The sequence below is a fragment of the Bifidobacterium sp. M0353 genome (assembly GCF_016100645.1).
GTDB lineage: Bacteria > Actinomycetota > Actinomycetes > Actinomycetales > Bifidobacteriaceae > Bombiscardovia > Bombiscardovia choladohabitans.
This window is the reverse complement of record NZ_JACFSB010000002.1, coordinates 1-12,673: the sequence shown is the minus strand read 5'-3', so window position 1 is coordinate 12,673 and position 12,673 is coordinate 1. Positions and strand designations below refer to the sequence as shown.

The window sequence follows — 12,673 nt, the reverse complement described above, 5'->3', positions numbered from 1 at the left end:
GTGCCCCTTTCCTACTTGTTCATGCGACCGGCGGCGTCGCTGGCCATGGCTGCCCGGTCGGCTCCGGTCTGCTCGCGCGGCTCGGGTTGCTCCTGCTCCGGACGGATGCCGGCCAGGGGCTGCACGCCCGGCTTGTAGATGATGGTGTCGTTGGAGGCGCCTGCCGGGACCATGGGCCATACCATGGCATCCTTCCAGACGCGGAAGTCGATCAGGACCGGTCGGTCGGTCACCGCGTTGGCCTTATCGATGGCCTCCAGGGCCTGCTCCTGGGTAAAGGCCCGCAGTCCCAGGCAGCCATAGGCCTCGGCCAGCTTGACGAAGTCGGGGATGCCGTTGCCGTCTGTGGGCTTGGCGCCGCCGTCCTCCAGGTTGGTCTGGGAGTAGTGGCTGCCGTAGAAGAGGGTCTGCCACTGACGGACCATGCCGTAGACCGAGTTGTTGAGTATGGCGATGCGGATGGGCAGTCCCGCCTGCCCGGCCGTGGCCAGCTCCTCGGAGGTCATCTGGAAGGAGCCGTCCCCGTCGATCAGCCAGACAGGCCGCGGGTCTTCCTCTTCCCGGGTGCCGATTGCCGTACCTATTGCGGCGGGCAGACCGTAGCCCATGGTTCCCAGCCCGCAGGAGGAGACCCAGGAGCGGGTGCGCTCGAAGTCGATGAACTGGCTGGCCCACATCTGGTGCTGACCCACGCCGGATACCCAGATGGTATCCGGATCGGCCTTGTTGCTCAGGGTCTGGACCACCCACTGGGGGGCCAGGGTGCCGTCCGGGCTGGGCTCAAAGGTGGTGGGGTAGTCGTGCCGCCAACCGTCGATCAGTCGCCACCAGGGCTTGAGGTCGGGCTTGCCCCAGGTGCGCTGGGCCGCCTTGAGCGCCGGGATCAGATCGTCCAGTACCTGGCCCACGTCCCCGACGATGGGTACGTCCGCCTGCCGGTTCTTGCCGATCTCAGCCGGGTCGATGTCGATGTGGATGACCCGGGCCACCGGTGCGAAGTCCTCCAGGCTACCGGTCACCCGGTCGTCGAAGCGTGTGCCCACGGCCACCAGCAGGTCGGAATGCTGGATGGCCCCGTTGGCGGCCACCGTGCCGTGCATGCCGGGCATTCCCAGAACTGCTGGATCGGAGTCGGGTACGATGCCTCGCGCAGGCAGGGTGGTGACCATGGGGGCACCGGTAGCCCGAACGAGTTCCTGGACCTGCCGACGGGCGTCTGACCGGACTGCGCCGCCGCCCACATACAGGACCGGTCTGTGTGACTGGACCAGGAGCCGGGCGGCATCGTCCAGGACGTGCCCATGGGCCCGCGTCACCGGGTTGTAGCCGGGCAGGATCATCTCCTGGGGCCAGGAGTAAAGCATTTTGCCATTCTGGGCGGTCTTGCTCAGGTCCACCACTACCGGGCCCGGCCTTCCCGAGCGGGCGATGTGGTAGGCCTCGGTCATGACCCGGGGGATGTCCTGGGCCTTGGTCACCAGGTAGGAGTGTTTGGCCACAGGGTAGGTGATGCCCACGATGTCGGCCTCCTGGAAGGCGTCGGTGCCGATGGAGTCCACGCCCACCTGGCCGGTCACCACCACCAGGGGAACCGAGTCCATCATGGCATCGGCTATGGGGGTGACCATGTTGGTGGCCCCAGGTCCCGAGGTCACCAGGCAGACCCCCACCTTGCCCGTGGAGACGGCGTAGCCTTCGGCTGCGTGGCCGGCGGCCTGCTCGTGGCGGGTCAGCGTGAAGTTGAAACGCACCTGCTCGTCGATGGCGTCGTAGGCGGGCAGAATGGCTCCTCCTGGAACGCCGAAGACCTGGGTGACCCCCAAATCCTCCAGGGACCGAATCAGCGCCTGGGCTCCCGTCATGGGCTCGCCCTGGACGGGGACATCCTTGTCGTCGTGGTCCCAGTTCCTGGGTACCGAGCTGAACGCTTGCAGAGGTGTCGGCAGACTCATCTTTCCTCTCGACCTCCAGACTGCGCGCCGACCTGCGGCCGTGCATGTCGAAATACGAACCTGTCGGAGCGTCGGCGGGGTGGGCGGACGATTCCCGATCAGGAGGAGGCACCTGTGCCGTTCGTGACGGCGTACCTCCGGGTTATGCCCATAGTCTAAACAGGGGTCTGGTCGGGGCGTGGCGGCAGTACCGCATGCCGGAATTCCGGCTGGAACCTCAGGCTGATTGCTCGGCGCGCAGGGCCGCAAGCAGATCCTGGTCGTCCAGCCGCTTCCACCCCTGGGCGGCAGCAGCTAGCTGGGCCTTCCGCTTGCTGCTGGCCCGGCCTTTGCCGATCACGGTCCCGCCGTCCTCCAGTCGCAGTTCGGCGGTGAAGACCTGGGCGTATTCCGGCCCGGAGACCGCCATGGCGTACCGGGGCTCGCCCAAGCCCAGCTTGTGGGCCTTGACGGTGATCGAGGTCTTCCAATCCAGTGCTGGCCCCTCGGTGGCCACCTCGGCCAGGGTGTCGTCAAGAAGGGTATGGACAGTGGTCCTGGCCCCCTCGATGCCGTGCTCCACGAATACCGACCCGATCAGTGACTCGACGGTGTCGCAGAGTATGGAGTCCTTGTCGGCCCCGCCGTTTTCGCTCTCGCCCCGGCCCAGAAGAATATACTGCCCCAGATGCAGCTTCTGCCGGGCGATGGCCGACAGGGCCTCCTCGGAGACCGCCTTGGCCCGCATCTTGGCCAGCTGGCCCTCGGTCATGTCCGGATGAACCTTGTATAGGGTCTCGGTGGCCACCAGTTCCAGAACCGCATCGCCCAGGAACTCCAACCGTTCGTTGTTGGGCATGCCTGGGTGCTCATGGGCGAAGGAGCGATGGGTCAGGGCGTGTACCAGCAGCTCCGGGCTGATTCTGCCGCCCAGGGCCTGGAAAAGTTCCTCAGCCGCCTGGTTGCCGGGATTTACCTGCTCCTGTTCCTCCTGCTGCATATGGTCTTCCTGATTCCTTCTGGAGTGCCCTGTCTGCATGGCCATTTTCGCTTTCTCGGTCCTTCCGCCTGATGATATGGAAAAACCCCTGCCACCCGTCGATGGCCGGGGTTCTCTCATTGCGTGTCGATCGCTTATCGGCTCACTTGCTGAACTGCGAACGAATGGCGTCGCGGTAGACGCGCCCGCGGTACATGCCGCAGCTGGGGCATGCCATGTGCGGCAGCGCAGGAGCTCCGCAGTTGGGGCAGGTCACCGTAGCGGCGGCCTGGGTCTTCCAGTTGGCGCGCCGGGAATGGGTGTTGGCGCGCGAGGTCTTGTACTTTGGCAGTGCCATATTGTCCTCTGTTTCGATCGAATACTTCGAGCTTAAGCGTAGAGCAGTCTACCGCAACCTCCGGTCATTCGCCAGTTCGGCCGTCGCTGCCGGGGTTCTCCTCCTGCTCCAGACGCTGCTTGAGTCCCTCCAGGGCTGCCCAGCGGTCGTCCATTATCTCGTGGTGGTGATCGGGATGATCATTCAGATCCATGCCACACTGGGGGCACAGGCCCCGGCAGTCGGGTCGGCACAGGGGCTGCAGGGGGAGGGCTTCCACAAGTGTGTCGCGCAAGAGGGCCTCCAGATCCATGAAGGCGCCCCCGCTGGCCAGAGGATAGGTCTGGCCGCCAGCCTCATCCTCCTGTTCGGCCAGGATCTCCTCCTTGCCATGGGTCGGCTCCGGTTCGGGCTCCTTGTAGGGGAAGAAGACCACCGGATCGTCCTGGATGCTGGTATCCACAGGCCTGAGGCAGCGGGTGCATTCGGTCTTCAGGGGCACGCTGATGTGGGCCTGCAACAAGAGGCCGTCCACCAGGGAGTCAATGTCGCCCTTCACATGCACGGGTGTTCCCGCAGGGATGCCCACTACCTGGTCGCCAATGCCCTCCGGGGCAGGAAAATCGCGGTCCACCCGGGTGCTCTGCCCTGCCCGCGTCGACACCTGGGCCACTGACACTGCCCAGGGGGAATCCTCCGGTCTGCTCATCCCTGCGTCTCCTTTCCCTGGTCCGAGACTGACGCGTTCATGCTACGCGCTGCCTCCTGCTCACGCTGGTGGAGAACCTCCAGGCCGGCACGCACATCCTGGCTCATCTTGCCCAGCTGGGTGTCAAGCTCGCCCATGACCTGGGCGGCATACCCATCGGCCCCCTGGACCAGACGGTCTGCCTGGGCCTGGGCCGTGTCGATGATGGTCTGGGCCTTCTGTCGGGCTATGGCCACCACATTCTCCTGGCCGGCCAGGAAGCGGGCCTGCTCGCCGGCCTCCTTGACGATGTCTGCAGCCCGGCTCTGGGCGTCGGATACGGTGGCGTTGGCCTGGGTCTGCGCCGTGTTCAGCCGACGCTCCGCCTCCCTCATGAGCGCAGAGGCCCGCTCCAGTTGCACCGGCAGCATTTTCTTGAGCTCGTTGAGGTCGTCGGCCAGCTCGTCTCTGTCCACCTTGACCAGTCCCGGGCTGAAAAGCGGGGCCTTGGCCTCATCCAGCATGGCCTGGATCCGGTCGATGATGTCATAGACGGTGGTGAATTCCGATCGGGGGTTCCCGCTCTCGCTTCGATCCTCCTGCAGGTCGGGCAGGTCCTTCATGTCGACTGCGGGCTTGGGAGCGCTGGCTCTGGTCGAATCGTCGATAGGCTCGCCATCGTCCCTTTCCTGGGTCTGCTCGTTCATCTTTGACTCTTTTCCGTGTGCGGTGTGTCCCTGTGCAATGTGCCTATCAGTGCGTCCACGACGCTGTCGGGGACCATGCCGGTGATGTCCCCGCCATGTCTGGCCACGTCCTTGACGATGGTGCTGGAGATGTGCTCCCTCACCGGATCGGCTGGCAGGAAGAGCGTCTCCACCCCGGACAGCTTGCGATTGACCAGGGCCATGCCCAGCTCGGCCTCATAGTCCCCGTTCTGCCTCAGTCCCTTGACGATGACCGATGCGCCTACCTTACGGCAGTAGTCGGTGATCAGGCCATCGGTGGAGGCTACGGTTATGTTCGGGTACCCGTCCTCGTCCAGGGCCTGGCGAATCATGGCCACCCGCTCCTGTTCGCTGAACATGGGGGTCTTGGCGGCGTTGACGGCCACAACCACGTGGACCGTCTCGAAGAAGCAGGCGCAGCGTTCGATCACATCCATGTGGCCGGAGGTGACCGGATCGTATGAGCCAGGGCATACAGCGATAGTCATGATTCTCAGCGTAGCGCGTCATAGGGAGCGAACGTGTAGCCCGCCGCCGTACCATGGATGTCATGACTGCAAGCAAGAGCATTCGCATGGAGGATCCGGAGCGGGAGCAAAACCCCGACCAGGGCACTGGCACGGCCGTGCTGGACCGTCCGGACACCGAGACCGCTGAGAAGACCCGGCTGAACGACCAGGGCGATGCCGACCGGTTCGCCCACTACGTCTCCCGTGAGCGCATCGCCGAGTCCAAGCTGACCGGCCGGCCTGTCGTGGCCCTCTGCGGCAAGGTCTGGGTGCCTAAGCACGACCCCTCCCAGTACCCGGTCTGCCCGGACTGCAAGCGTATCTATGAACAGATGACCGGCGGCAACCACTGAACGTCACTGAGCGGTCCAGGCTGTTTCAGGACTGCTTGCCCAAGGCGATCCGGTCGATCATCCCCAGCTCTTCCTGGCTGAAATCGGCCGACTGGACGGCCTTGAGATTGTCCAGGATCTGCTCGGGCTTGGAGGCGCCGATGAGCACCGAGGTGACGGCGGGGTCCCTGAGCAGCCAGGCCAGGGCCATCTCTGCCAGACTCTGGCCGCGTTGGCGGGCCAGCTCGTTCAGATCCTGAATCTGCTTCAGCCGCTGGGGGGTCAGGGCGGACTCCTTGAGGAAGCGGCCGTCGGCCCGAATCCGGCTGTCTTCGGGAATCCCATGCAGGTAGCGGTCGGTCAACAGCCCCTGGGCCAGCGGGCTGAAGGTGATCAGTCCCTTCTTCTCTTTCATCACCGCATCTTTGAGACCGTTGTCCTCGATGGTTCTGTCGAAGATGGAGTAGCGGTTCTGGTTGATGACGAAGGGGACGTGCATCTCGGTCAGGATGGCCGCAGCCCGTGCCATGGTGGGTCCGTCGTAGTTGGACAGTCCCAGATAGAGGGCCTTGCCGCTGGTGACCGCCTGGGCCAGGGCACCCATGGTCTCTTCAAGAGGCGTATCCGGGTCGGGGCGGTGGTGGTAGAAGATGTCCACATAGTCAAGTCCCAGCCGTTTCAGGCTCTGGTCCAGTCCGGACAGCAGATGCTTGCGTGAGCCGAGGTTTCCGTAAGGGCCGGGCCACATTTCATAACCGGCCTTGGTGGAGATGACCAGCTCCTGGCGGTGGTGGCTGAAGCATCGGCGCAGGATGATCCCCATGTTGCGCTCGGCGGCGCCCGGTCCGGGGCCGTAGTTATCGGCCAGGTCGAAGTGGGTGATGCCGTGGTCGAAGGCCGTAGTGCACAGTTTCTGCATACGGTCCAGTGGCGTGGTGTCGCCGAAATTGTGCCAGCAGCCCAGGCAGATTGGCGGCAGTTTCAGGCCGCTGTCGCCGCAGCGCCGGTAGGTTGTGGAATCATATCGGTTCGGGTCGGGCTGGTAGGTTTCGCCTTGCATATTCATCAGATGCTCCTCACCAGGGTGGGCAGGACCGGCTCACCCTTCATCAGGCTCAGGGCGTTGATGGGCATCTCCTCGAGGGCCTTGGCCCGGTGCTCCCGGGCATCCAGGACCGCCTGTCCACCTTGGAACTCCGGCATGCTCTGGCCATGGTCCACGTAGGTGACCAGCAGATCCCTCCAGTCCTGCTCAGGCGTATAGGCTGCCAGCGCCCCCTCGGCACCCGAGATGACGTGCTCGGCATCGGCCACCCCGTTGTGATAGGAGCGGTAGGCCAGCTTGCGTCCCGGCACCGAGGCCTTGCCCACCGACTTCTTGGCGACGGCCTGCATGATCCCGTCGGAGTTCTCGCGCTCGGTCAGCTTGTAGACCATGGCGCAGGTGGGGGCTCCCGAACCGGTGACCAGCATGGTGCCCACCCCGTAGGAGTCCACCGGGGCATCCTGCAGGGAGGCGATGGCGTACTCGTCCAGATCATTGGTGACGGTGATGGTGGCCTTGGTGGCTCCCAGGGAGTCCAGTTGGGCACGGACCTGCTGGGCCAGCGAGCCCAGGTCTCCGGAGTCGATGCGGACCCCGCCCAGCTCTGGTCCGGCCACCTCGACGGCTGTCCTGACGGCCTCCTCGATGGAGTAGGTGTCGGTCAGCAGGGTGGTCCCCTTGCCCAGGGCCTGAATCTGACCCTGGAAGGCCTCGCGTTCATTGTCATGCAGGAGGGTGAATGAGTGGGCTGCGGTTCCGATGGCCTTAAAGCCGTAACGCTTGGCCGCCAGCAGGTTTGAGGTCCCCTGGAATCCGCCGACTATGGCCGCTCTGGCGGCCGCCACAGCCGCATATTCGTTGGCCCGGCGCGCGCCCATGTCCATGCAGGGCCGGCCCTTGGCCGCGGTGACCATGCGGGAGGCGGCCGAGGCCACGGCAGAGTCGTAGTTGAGTATGGACAGGATCAGGGTCTCCAGCAGGGTGCACTCGCCGAAGCCGCCTTCGACCTGCAGAATGGGGGAGTCGGGGAAGAATATCTCGCCCTCCCGGTAGCCGCGGATGGTTCCGGTGAAGTGGAAGTGCTCCAGCCAGTCGATGGTGGTCTGGCTGACGATGTGACGGTCGGACAGGAAGCGAAGTTCATCCTCGTTGGGGTGGAAATCCGCCAGCGCGTCCAGAATCCGTCCGGTGCCTGCTACCACTCCGTAACGTCGCCCTGCCGGCAGATGCCGGGTGTAGACCTCGAAGACGGATCGTCGCCCGGCCGTACCGTCCTGCAGGGCGGCATCCAGCATGGTGTATTCGTACATGTCGGTCATCAGAGCCGTGGAGGTTCCGGTGTCCTTGCTATTGTTTTCGGCGTTCATATCTTCCCCTTTGTGGGTGGAAAAGCCCTGGTTGGCCCCCAGTCTAATCCTCTGCCGACCTACTGGCTCGCCCTGTCCTCGCAAGGTCGGGCTAAGCTGGTCCGCATGAGATTCGTCGTGGGCATCTACCGATTGCTGATCGCCTTCTTCTGCCTGGGCGGCACCTTCGAGGCCTGGCTGCTGGGGATCGGCAACAAGTGGGTCTACTTTACCTTCCAGACCAATATCGCCCTGGGTCTGGTCATGCTATGGGCCGGAGCGGCCACCCTGCTCAAGGGCATCCAGCCCCCCGCCTGGCTCAAAGGATGCCTGACGCTCTACATCGTCATCACCGGGCTGGTGGCCATCCTGGTTCTGGGGCTGAACAGCACGGACTACAAGCTGGTCCTGGGCATCAGGACCACATGGATGATTCACGTCATCAGCCCAATCATGGCAACGGTGGACTTCCTCTTGTTCGACCCTCATCGTCGCTTCCACTGGCACAATGTGCTGACCTGGCTGATCTATTTCCCCTTCTATGTAGCCTTCGTGCTGATCAGGGCCGCCATCTGGCCTCATTCGGGACCGCAGCAGGACGGTAACCCCTATCCCTATGCCTTCTTGGACCTCGGACAGCTGGGATGGGCCCAGCTGATGGTCAACCTGGCTCAATACCTGGTCGTTTTCTTCGCCCTGTCGCTGGTCATCTTCCTGATAGATCGCATCCTGCCAGCCAAGACACCACTGACCATTGATCGGTAGACGGCTGACGGAATAATGGGATCAGACCAGGGGAGCCTGGGCGGAACGGGAAAGGATCATCACTGATGGTTGCTATCAAGGACATGCTCCAGGAGGGTGCCGTGCTGCGGCCTGACGGCAGGGCGGCTGATGAGTTGCGGCCGGTCGTCATCACCAGGCATTGGACGGAGGCCCCCGAGGGATCGGTGCTGATCGAGTGCGGCAAGACCCGGGTCATGTGCACGGCCTCCTTCACGCCGACGCTGCCCCGTTGGCGCAAGGACTCCGGATTGGGTTGGGTCACTGCCGAGTATGCCATGCTTCCCAGGGCCACCAGTGACCGGACTGCACGCGAGTCTGTCCGGGGAAAGGTCGGCGGCCGCACCCAGGAGATCAGCCGGCTGATAGGCCGTTGCCTGCGCGGTGTGGTGGATATGAAGGCCCTGGGCGAGAATCAGATCCAGCTTGACTGCGATGTGCTTCAGGCCGACGGCGGCACCCGTACAGCTTCGGTCACCGGTGCCTATGTGGCCATGGTCGATGCCCTCCGATGGGCCCAGGACCACCATCACATCCGCAGTGCCGACAAGGTGACCAAGGATTGCGTCTCGGCCGTCTCGGTGGGCATCATCGATGGCAAGCCCATGCTCGACCTTCCCTATTTGGAGGACAGCAGGGCCATGACCGATATGAACGTGTCGATGACCGGAGCCGGCGATTTCATCGAGATACAGGGGACGGCGGAGCATCGCCCCTTCAGCCGTCAGGAGCTCGGCCTCTTGCTGGACCTGGCATCCAAGGGGAACAAGGAGCTTCAGGCCGCTCAGCGCAAGGCTCTGGCATCCGACTGACGTCCGGAACAGGCATTTCAGCGAGGAGGACCGGTATGGGGTATGCCAGAAAAGTGGTTGTGGCCACGCACAACGAGGGCAAACTAGGTGAGCTTCGTCGCATACTCGACGGTTTCCTGGCCGATGAGGGGCAGAGGATCGAGCTGGTTTCGGCGGGGCAACTGGGGCTGTCCGATCCGGTAGAGACCGGCACCACCTTTCAGGAGAACGCCCTTATCAAGGCTGGGCAGGCTGCTCGTGAATCAGGTCTGCCCGCGCTGGCGGACGACTCGGGGCTGGTCGTTGATGTGATGGGTGCCGCCCCGGGGATCCTTTCGGCACGGTGGAGCGGCCGCCACGGTGACGACCAGGCCAACTTGGAGCTCTTACTGAACCAGCTGAACGACATTCCCGACGAACAGAGGGGAGGGCGGTTTGTCTGTGCTGCCGCCCTGGTCGTTCCGGATGTGCCAGGGTATGCCGTCCGTGGACGTCAAGTGACCAGAGTCGGCGAGATGCCCGGAAGCATCATCCGCCAGGCACGGGGGGACAATGGGTTCGGCTACGACCCGATCTTCGTGCCCCTTGATCAGCCTCGGCGTGCCAGCGACCAGCAGCCGCTGACTTCGGCGGAAATGACTTCGGATGAAAAGAACGCCATTTCGCACAGGGGCAAGGCCTTGGCGGCCATCATGCCGATTCTCATCGGCTGGGTGCTGGGGGACGGCCATATTAGAGGCTGATAAATCCTTATGGATTCCGTAAGGTGAACGGTCGCGACACATCGACGATCATGCTCTGAGTGCCGGTCGCACTTGAATCATGCAAAGAAACGCGAAGGTGCGATTTTTTTATCTCTATGATACAGTCGGCGGTATTGGGGACAAGTTAAAAGTAAAGTCGATCTGTTCTAGCAGATGATTCCATCGGGATTTGGGGGTTTCGTATTGAAGCGATTGCAAGAACGGAACAACAAGGGATCACTGCACGTGAACCGTTCGATCATCGCTGTTCTGATAACCCTTCTGGCGACTCTGGCCATGGTTGTTCCGCTAGGGTTGAGCGCTCTGTCGGCCAGTCAGGCCAATGCCGTTGATGGACAGGACGAGACGGCGAGCAGGAAGCCTCTGCTCTATAGGATGTTGGCCTTCAACGACAAGATTGATTCCTGGCAGGATGAGCTGCGCATGGACTTCATCCTGCGCGTGAAACATAACGAGTTCAAGCCGGATTGCGTCGACCTCGGCAAGTCGGACACCGGTGGCAAGGCGAAATGTAATTTATCTTTTATATATCAGTATGTAGGTTCTGATAACCCTGCAGATTACTATCGGATAAGGTATATAAATAGTATAACTCCAGATAATTATCTTGAAAATAACAAAAACGGGCATACATATGATGGAGCTGTATCATGGGCTGGGAATCATGTGGAGCGTTTTACGGTTCATAAGATAATCAATTCAGGTTTATATGACTACTTGGCCGTATCCATCGAAGGCGACATGAACATTGCGGATAAGTCTACAGATCCTGCAAAGTTCGTGGCTGGTGGTCACCCTGAGCCTTTGAATGTCTTTGCTATTGTCGGTGAACAGAATGATGCCCTGTCCTGTGGTAGCTCTTCGTGGGCATGGGGTACCGCCACCTGCTCAACTTTCGATCCAGCCTCCATGAGTAACTTGCAGGATAGATCTTCAAATATCACCGCGAGTTTATCGAAGGATAAACAGATGAAAGTGTATATGGGTGACTGCTTGGGTAGCGGAGGAGACGACCTGAAATGCAGTGGCCCATATTCTTGGGTTGGATGGGACTATTGGCCACAACTTTATAACATGTACCAGGCCAACTGGGGTATGGTGACCGATTATGGTTTTCCGGCTTATAGCGATGGTAAGGTTGGAAAAATAAATGCCACAGCCCCGGGCACGGCTCCGGCACGGTCTTTCTTCGTGTATTGGATGAACTTGCGTGGTCCAGGCAACAAAACCAATGGCATATGTTCTGAGACCAGTTCCTATTACTATCAGTGGGTGGCTCTTAAGGACAGCCAGTGGGTGCCAGTTAAGGAGCTGACTCCTGAGCCGGTCCTGGTGACAGGCCAGCAGCCGAGTCCCAACACTTTGACTACCACCTACGGACTGCAGGGCATGGTCAATACCAATGCCGCTTATAACGTCAATCCGACTGACCCAAAGTATGCGAATACCACCAACGTGCTTTTTGCGACTGATAAGGATGGCAATCCCATGCCTGCTCAGAAGGCTGATGGCGGGATTGATTTCAAGGAGGCCAAGGAGAAGCAGGATCTTGACGGCTATTTCAAGCTGGTGACCTGGCCTGACACCAGAAATTCTGATGGCACGGAATGTACAGCCGTCAGCCCTGAGGTGTACAGCCCCAAGAGCGCTGGTCTTGTGGGGATTGACGATAGTATGTCCGCCGCGCAAAAGGATACGAATCTCTCTGCGGGTTGGACGATTGATACTGCTTTTTATAAGTATGATGTGCCCCGTCCTGATGATCCGACAATCACCAAGATCGAGAATGATGCGGATGCCGGCTTGGATGCTTCTGGGAGCGTGTATACGTCGAAGCTTGACCCGATAATCAGTGGTGAGTGCACGCCTTCCAAGGATGAGAAGCATCCCAATACGGTTGTTCTATATGGAGAGGATCCCACCAATCCGATTGCGGATGGGCAGGGCACAAATGGCGATGACTTGGTGAAAAGCTCGGACACGTGGGGGTTCAGGCTGGGGGAAGTTGTTTGCGAGACCGACACTGGCAGCAAGCAGGGAGGGTCCTGGTGGATACAGGACACCAATAAGCAGTATCCGTCGCCGGACCCCGGCAATAAGTACAGCGGCTACAGGCGTTATCATGCCTGGGTGGTTGAGTCCACGTCAGGGTTCGGCTTGACCTCCTACTTCTCGAATATTGGCACGGCTTATTTCGTCTCGGGCGAGAACGTCCCGGATGCGAGCAAGTTCTCGGTCACGGTGCCCCATACGGTCAACGGGAGCCTGCCGACAGGTTCGGTGGTCACGTTCAAGGGTGAGGTGTCGCCTGTGTATACGGCCTGGTCCTCGGGGAAGTTGGGGATGACTGATTCGAGGATGGCTGTTTCGATGAAGCAGAATGCTGCCTCGGGCTGGACCAGTCTGCTGACCACTCCGGCCAACACCTTCCAGAGGGATG

General features: G+C 61.5%; 13 protein-coding genes. 5 read left to right on the top strand and 8 right to left on the bottom strand.

Annotated elements, in window-relative coordinates; genetic code table 11:
* Window positions 1–11: 11 nt before the first annotated feature.
* The 6 genes from H3V04_RS05720 to coaD form a co-directional block, all read right to left on the bottom strand.
* On the bottom strand, window positions 12–1,952 hold the full coding sequence (locus tag H3V04_RS05720) for an acetolactate synthase large subunit (RefSeq protein WP_198187532.1): 1,941 nt from the start codon (window positions 1,950–1,952) through the stop codon (window positions 12–14).
* Between the two features lie 217 nt (window positions 1,953–2,169).
* Window positions 2,170–2,931: a ribonuclease III gene (rnc, locus tag H3V04_RS05715; RefSeq protein ID WP_045935044.1), complete on the bottom strand. Its 762-nt coding sequence runs from the start codon at window positions 2,929–2,931 to the stop codon at window positions 2,170–2,172.
* 142 nt (window positions 2,932–3,073) lie between these two features.
* On the bottom strand, window positions 3,074–3,268 hold the full coding sequence (rpmF, locus tag H3V04_RS05710; protein WP_015021378.1) for a 50S ribosomal protein L32: 195 nt from the start codon (window positions 3,266–3,268) through the stop codon (window positions 3,074–3,076).
* 64 nt (window positions 3,269–3,332) lie between these two features.
* Window positions 3,333–3,956, bottom strand: a complete 624-nt coding sequence (locus H3V04_RS05705; RefSeq protein WP_198183719.1) for a DUF177 domain-containing protein — start codon at window positions 3,954–3,956, stop codon at window positions 3,333–3,335.
* Window positions 3,953–4,642, bottom strand: a complete 690-nt coding sequence (locus H3V04_RS05700) for a cell division protein (protein ID WP_154313170.1) — start codon at window positions 4,640–4,642, stop codon at window positions 3,953–3,955. Before H3V04_RS05700 ends, H3V04_RS05705 begins: the two co-directional genes overlap by 4 nt.
* On the bottom strand, window positions 4,639–5,151 hold the full coding sequence (gene coaD, locus H3V04_RS05695) for a pantetheine-phosphate adenylyltransferase (RefSeq protein WP_154313169.1): 513 nt from the start codon (window positions 5,149–5,151) through the stop codon (window positions 4,639–4,641). Before coaD ends, H3V04_RS05700 begins: the two co-directional genes overlap by 4 nt.
* Before the next feature lie 62 nt (window positions 5,152–5,213).
* Here coaD and H3V04_RS05690 point away from each other — a divergent pair, with 62 nt between their 5' ends.
* Window positions 5,214–5,525 carry a DUF3039 domain-containing protein gene (locus tag H3V04_RS05690; protein WP_045935048.1) on the top strand — a complete coding sequence of 104 codons (312 nt, stop codon included), beginning with the start codon at window positions 5,214–5,216 and terminating at the stop codon, window positions 5,523–5,525.
* 25 nt (window positions 5,526–5,550) lie between these two features.
* Here H3V04_RS05690 and H3V04_RS05685 read toward each other — a convergent pair whose 3' ends face one another.
* Together H3V04_RS05685 and H3V04_RS05680 are read right to left on the bottom strand one after the other, a co-directional pair.
* The gene (locus tag H3V04_RS05685) at window positions 5,551–6,570 is read right to left on the bottom strand and encodes an aldo/keto reductase (protein ID WP_198183721.1); all 1,020 of its coding nucleotides are present in this window, start codon (window positions 6,568–6,570) and stop codon (window positions 5,551–5,553) included.
* On the bottom strand, window positions 6,570–7,916 hold the full coding sequence (locus tag H3V04_RS05680; protein ID WP_198183723.1) for a nicotinate phosphoribosyltransferase: 1,347 nt from the start codon (window positions 7,914–7,916) through the stop codon (window positions 6,570–6,572). The genes H3V04_RS05685 and H3V04_RS05680 overlap by 1 nt, the downstream gene beginning before the upstream one ends.
* Before the next feature lie 105 nt (window positions 7,917–8,021).
* On the opposite strand from H3V04_RS05680, the gene H3V04_RS05675 reads away from it, so the two are divergent.
* The 4 genes from H3V04_RS05675 to H3V04_RS05660 all read left to right on the top strand — a co-directional run.
* On the top strand, window positions 8,022–8,660 hold the full coding sequence (locus H3V04_RS05675) for a Pr6Pr family membrane protein (RefSeq protein ID WP_045935051.1): 639 nt from the start codon (window positions 8,022–8,024) through the stop codon (window positions 8,658–8,660).
* A gap of 65 nt (window positions 8,661–8,725) precedes the next feature.
* A complete protein-coding gene (gene rph, locus H3V04_RS05670; RefSeq protein ID WP_045935052.1) occupies window positions 8,726–9,490 on the top strand; it encodes a ribonuclease PH in 765 nt (254 codons plus the stop codon).
* A gap of 35 nt (window positions 9,491–9,525) precedes the next feature.
* Window positions 9,526–10,212: an RdgB/HAM1 family non-canonical purine NTP pyrophosphatase gene (gene rdgB, locus H3V04_RS05665; protein WP_198183725.1), complete on the top strand. Its 687-nt coding sequence runs from the start codon at window positions 9,526–9,528 to the stop codon at window positions 10,210–10,212.
* 246 nt (window positions 10,213–10,458) lie between these two features.
* The coding region (locus H3V04_RS05660) for a hypothetical protein (protein WP_373564689.1) at window positions 10,459–12,673 on the top strand (2,215 nt) is incomplete at its 3' end.

What these genes read in the sequence shown, in the direction of transcription:
- rpmF (WP_015021378.1), bottom strand. Translation starts at nt 3,268, where the DNA reads ATGGCACTGCCAAAGTACAAGACCTCGCGCGCCAACACCCATTCCCGG.
- rdgB (WP_198183725.1), top strand. Translation starts at nt 9,526, where the DNA reads ATGGGGTATGCCAGAAAAGTGGTTGTGGCCACGCACAACGAGGGCAAA.
- H3V04_RS05705 (WP_198183719.1), bottom strand. Translation starts at nt 3,956, where the DNA reads ATGAGCAGACCGGAGGATTCCCCCTGGGCAGTGTCAGTGGCCCAGGTG.
- H3V04_RS05700 (WP_154313170.1), bottom strand. Translation starts at nt 4,642, where the DNA reads ATGAACGAGCAGACCCAGGAAAGGGACGATGGCGAGCCTATCGACGAT.
- rnc (WP_045935044.1), bottom strand. Translation starts at nt 2,931, where the DNA reads ATGCAGCAGGAGGAACAGGAGCAGGTAAATCCCGGCAACCAGGCGGCT.
- coaD (WP_154313169.1), bottom strand. Translation starts at nt 5,151, where the DNA reads ATGACTATCGCTGTATGCCCTGGCTCATACGATCCGGTCACCTCCGGC.
- H3V04_RS05690 (WP_045935048.1), top strand. Translation starts at nt 5,214, where the DNA reads ATGACTGCAAGCAAGAGCATTCGCATGGAGGATCCGGAGCGGGAGCAA.
- H3V04_RS05720 (WP_198187532.1), bottom strand. Translation starts at nt 1,952, where the DNA reads ATGAGTCTGCCGACACCTCTGCAAGCGTTCAGCTCGGTACCCAGGAAC.
- H3V04_RS05675 (WP_045935051.1), top strand. Translation starts at nt 8,022, where the DNA reads ATGAGATTCGTCGTGGGCATCTACCGATTGCTGATCGCCTTCTTCTGC.
- rph (WP_045935052.1), top strand. Translation starts at nt 8,726, where the DNA reads ATGGTTGCTATCAAGGACATGCTCCAGGAGGGTGCCGTGCTGCGGCCT.
- H3V04_RS05680 (WP_198183723.1), bottom strand. Translation starts at nt 7,916, where the DNA reads ATGAACGCCGAAAACAATAGCAAGGACACCGGAACCTCCACGGCTCTG.
- H3V04_RS05685 (WP_198183721.1), bottom strand. Translation starts at nt 6,570, where the DNA reads ATGAATATGCAAGGCGAAACCTACCAGCCCGACCCGAACCGATATGAT.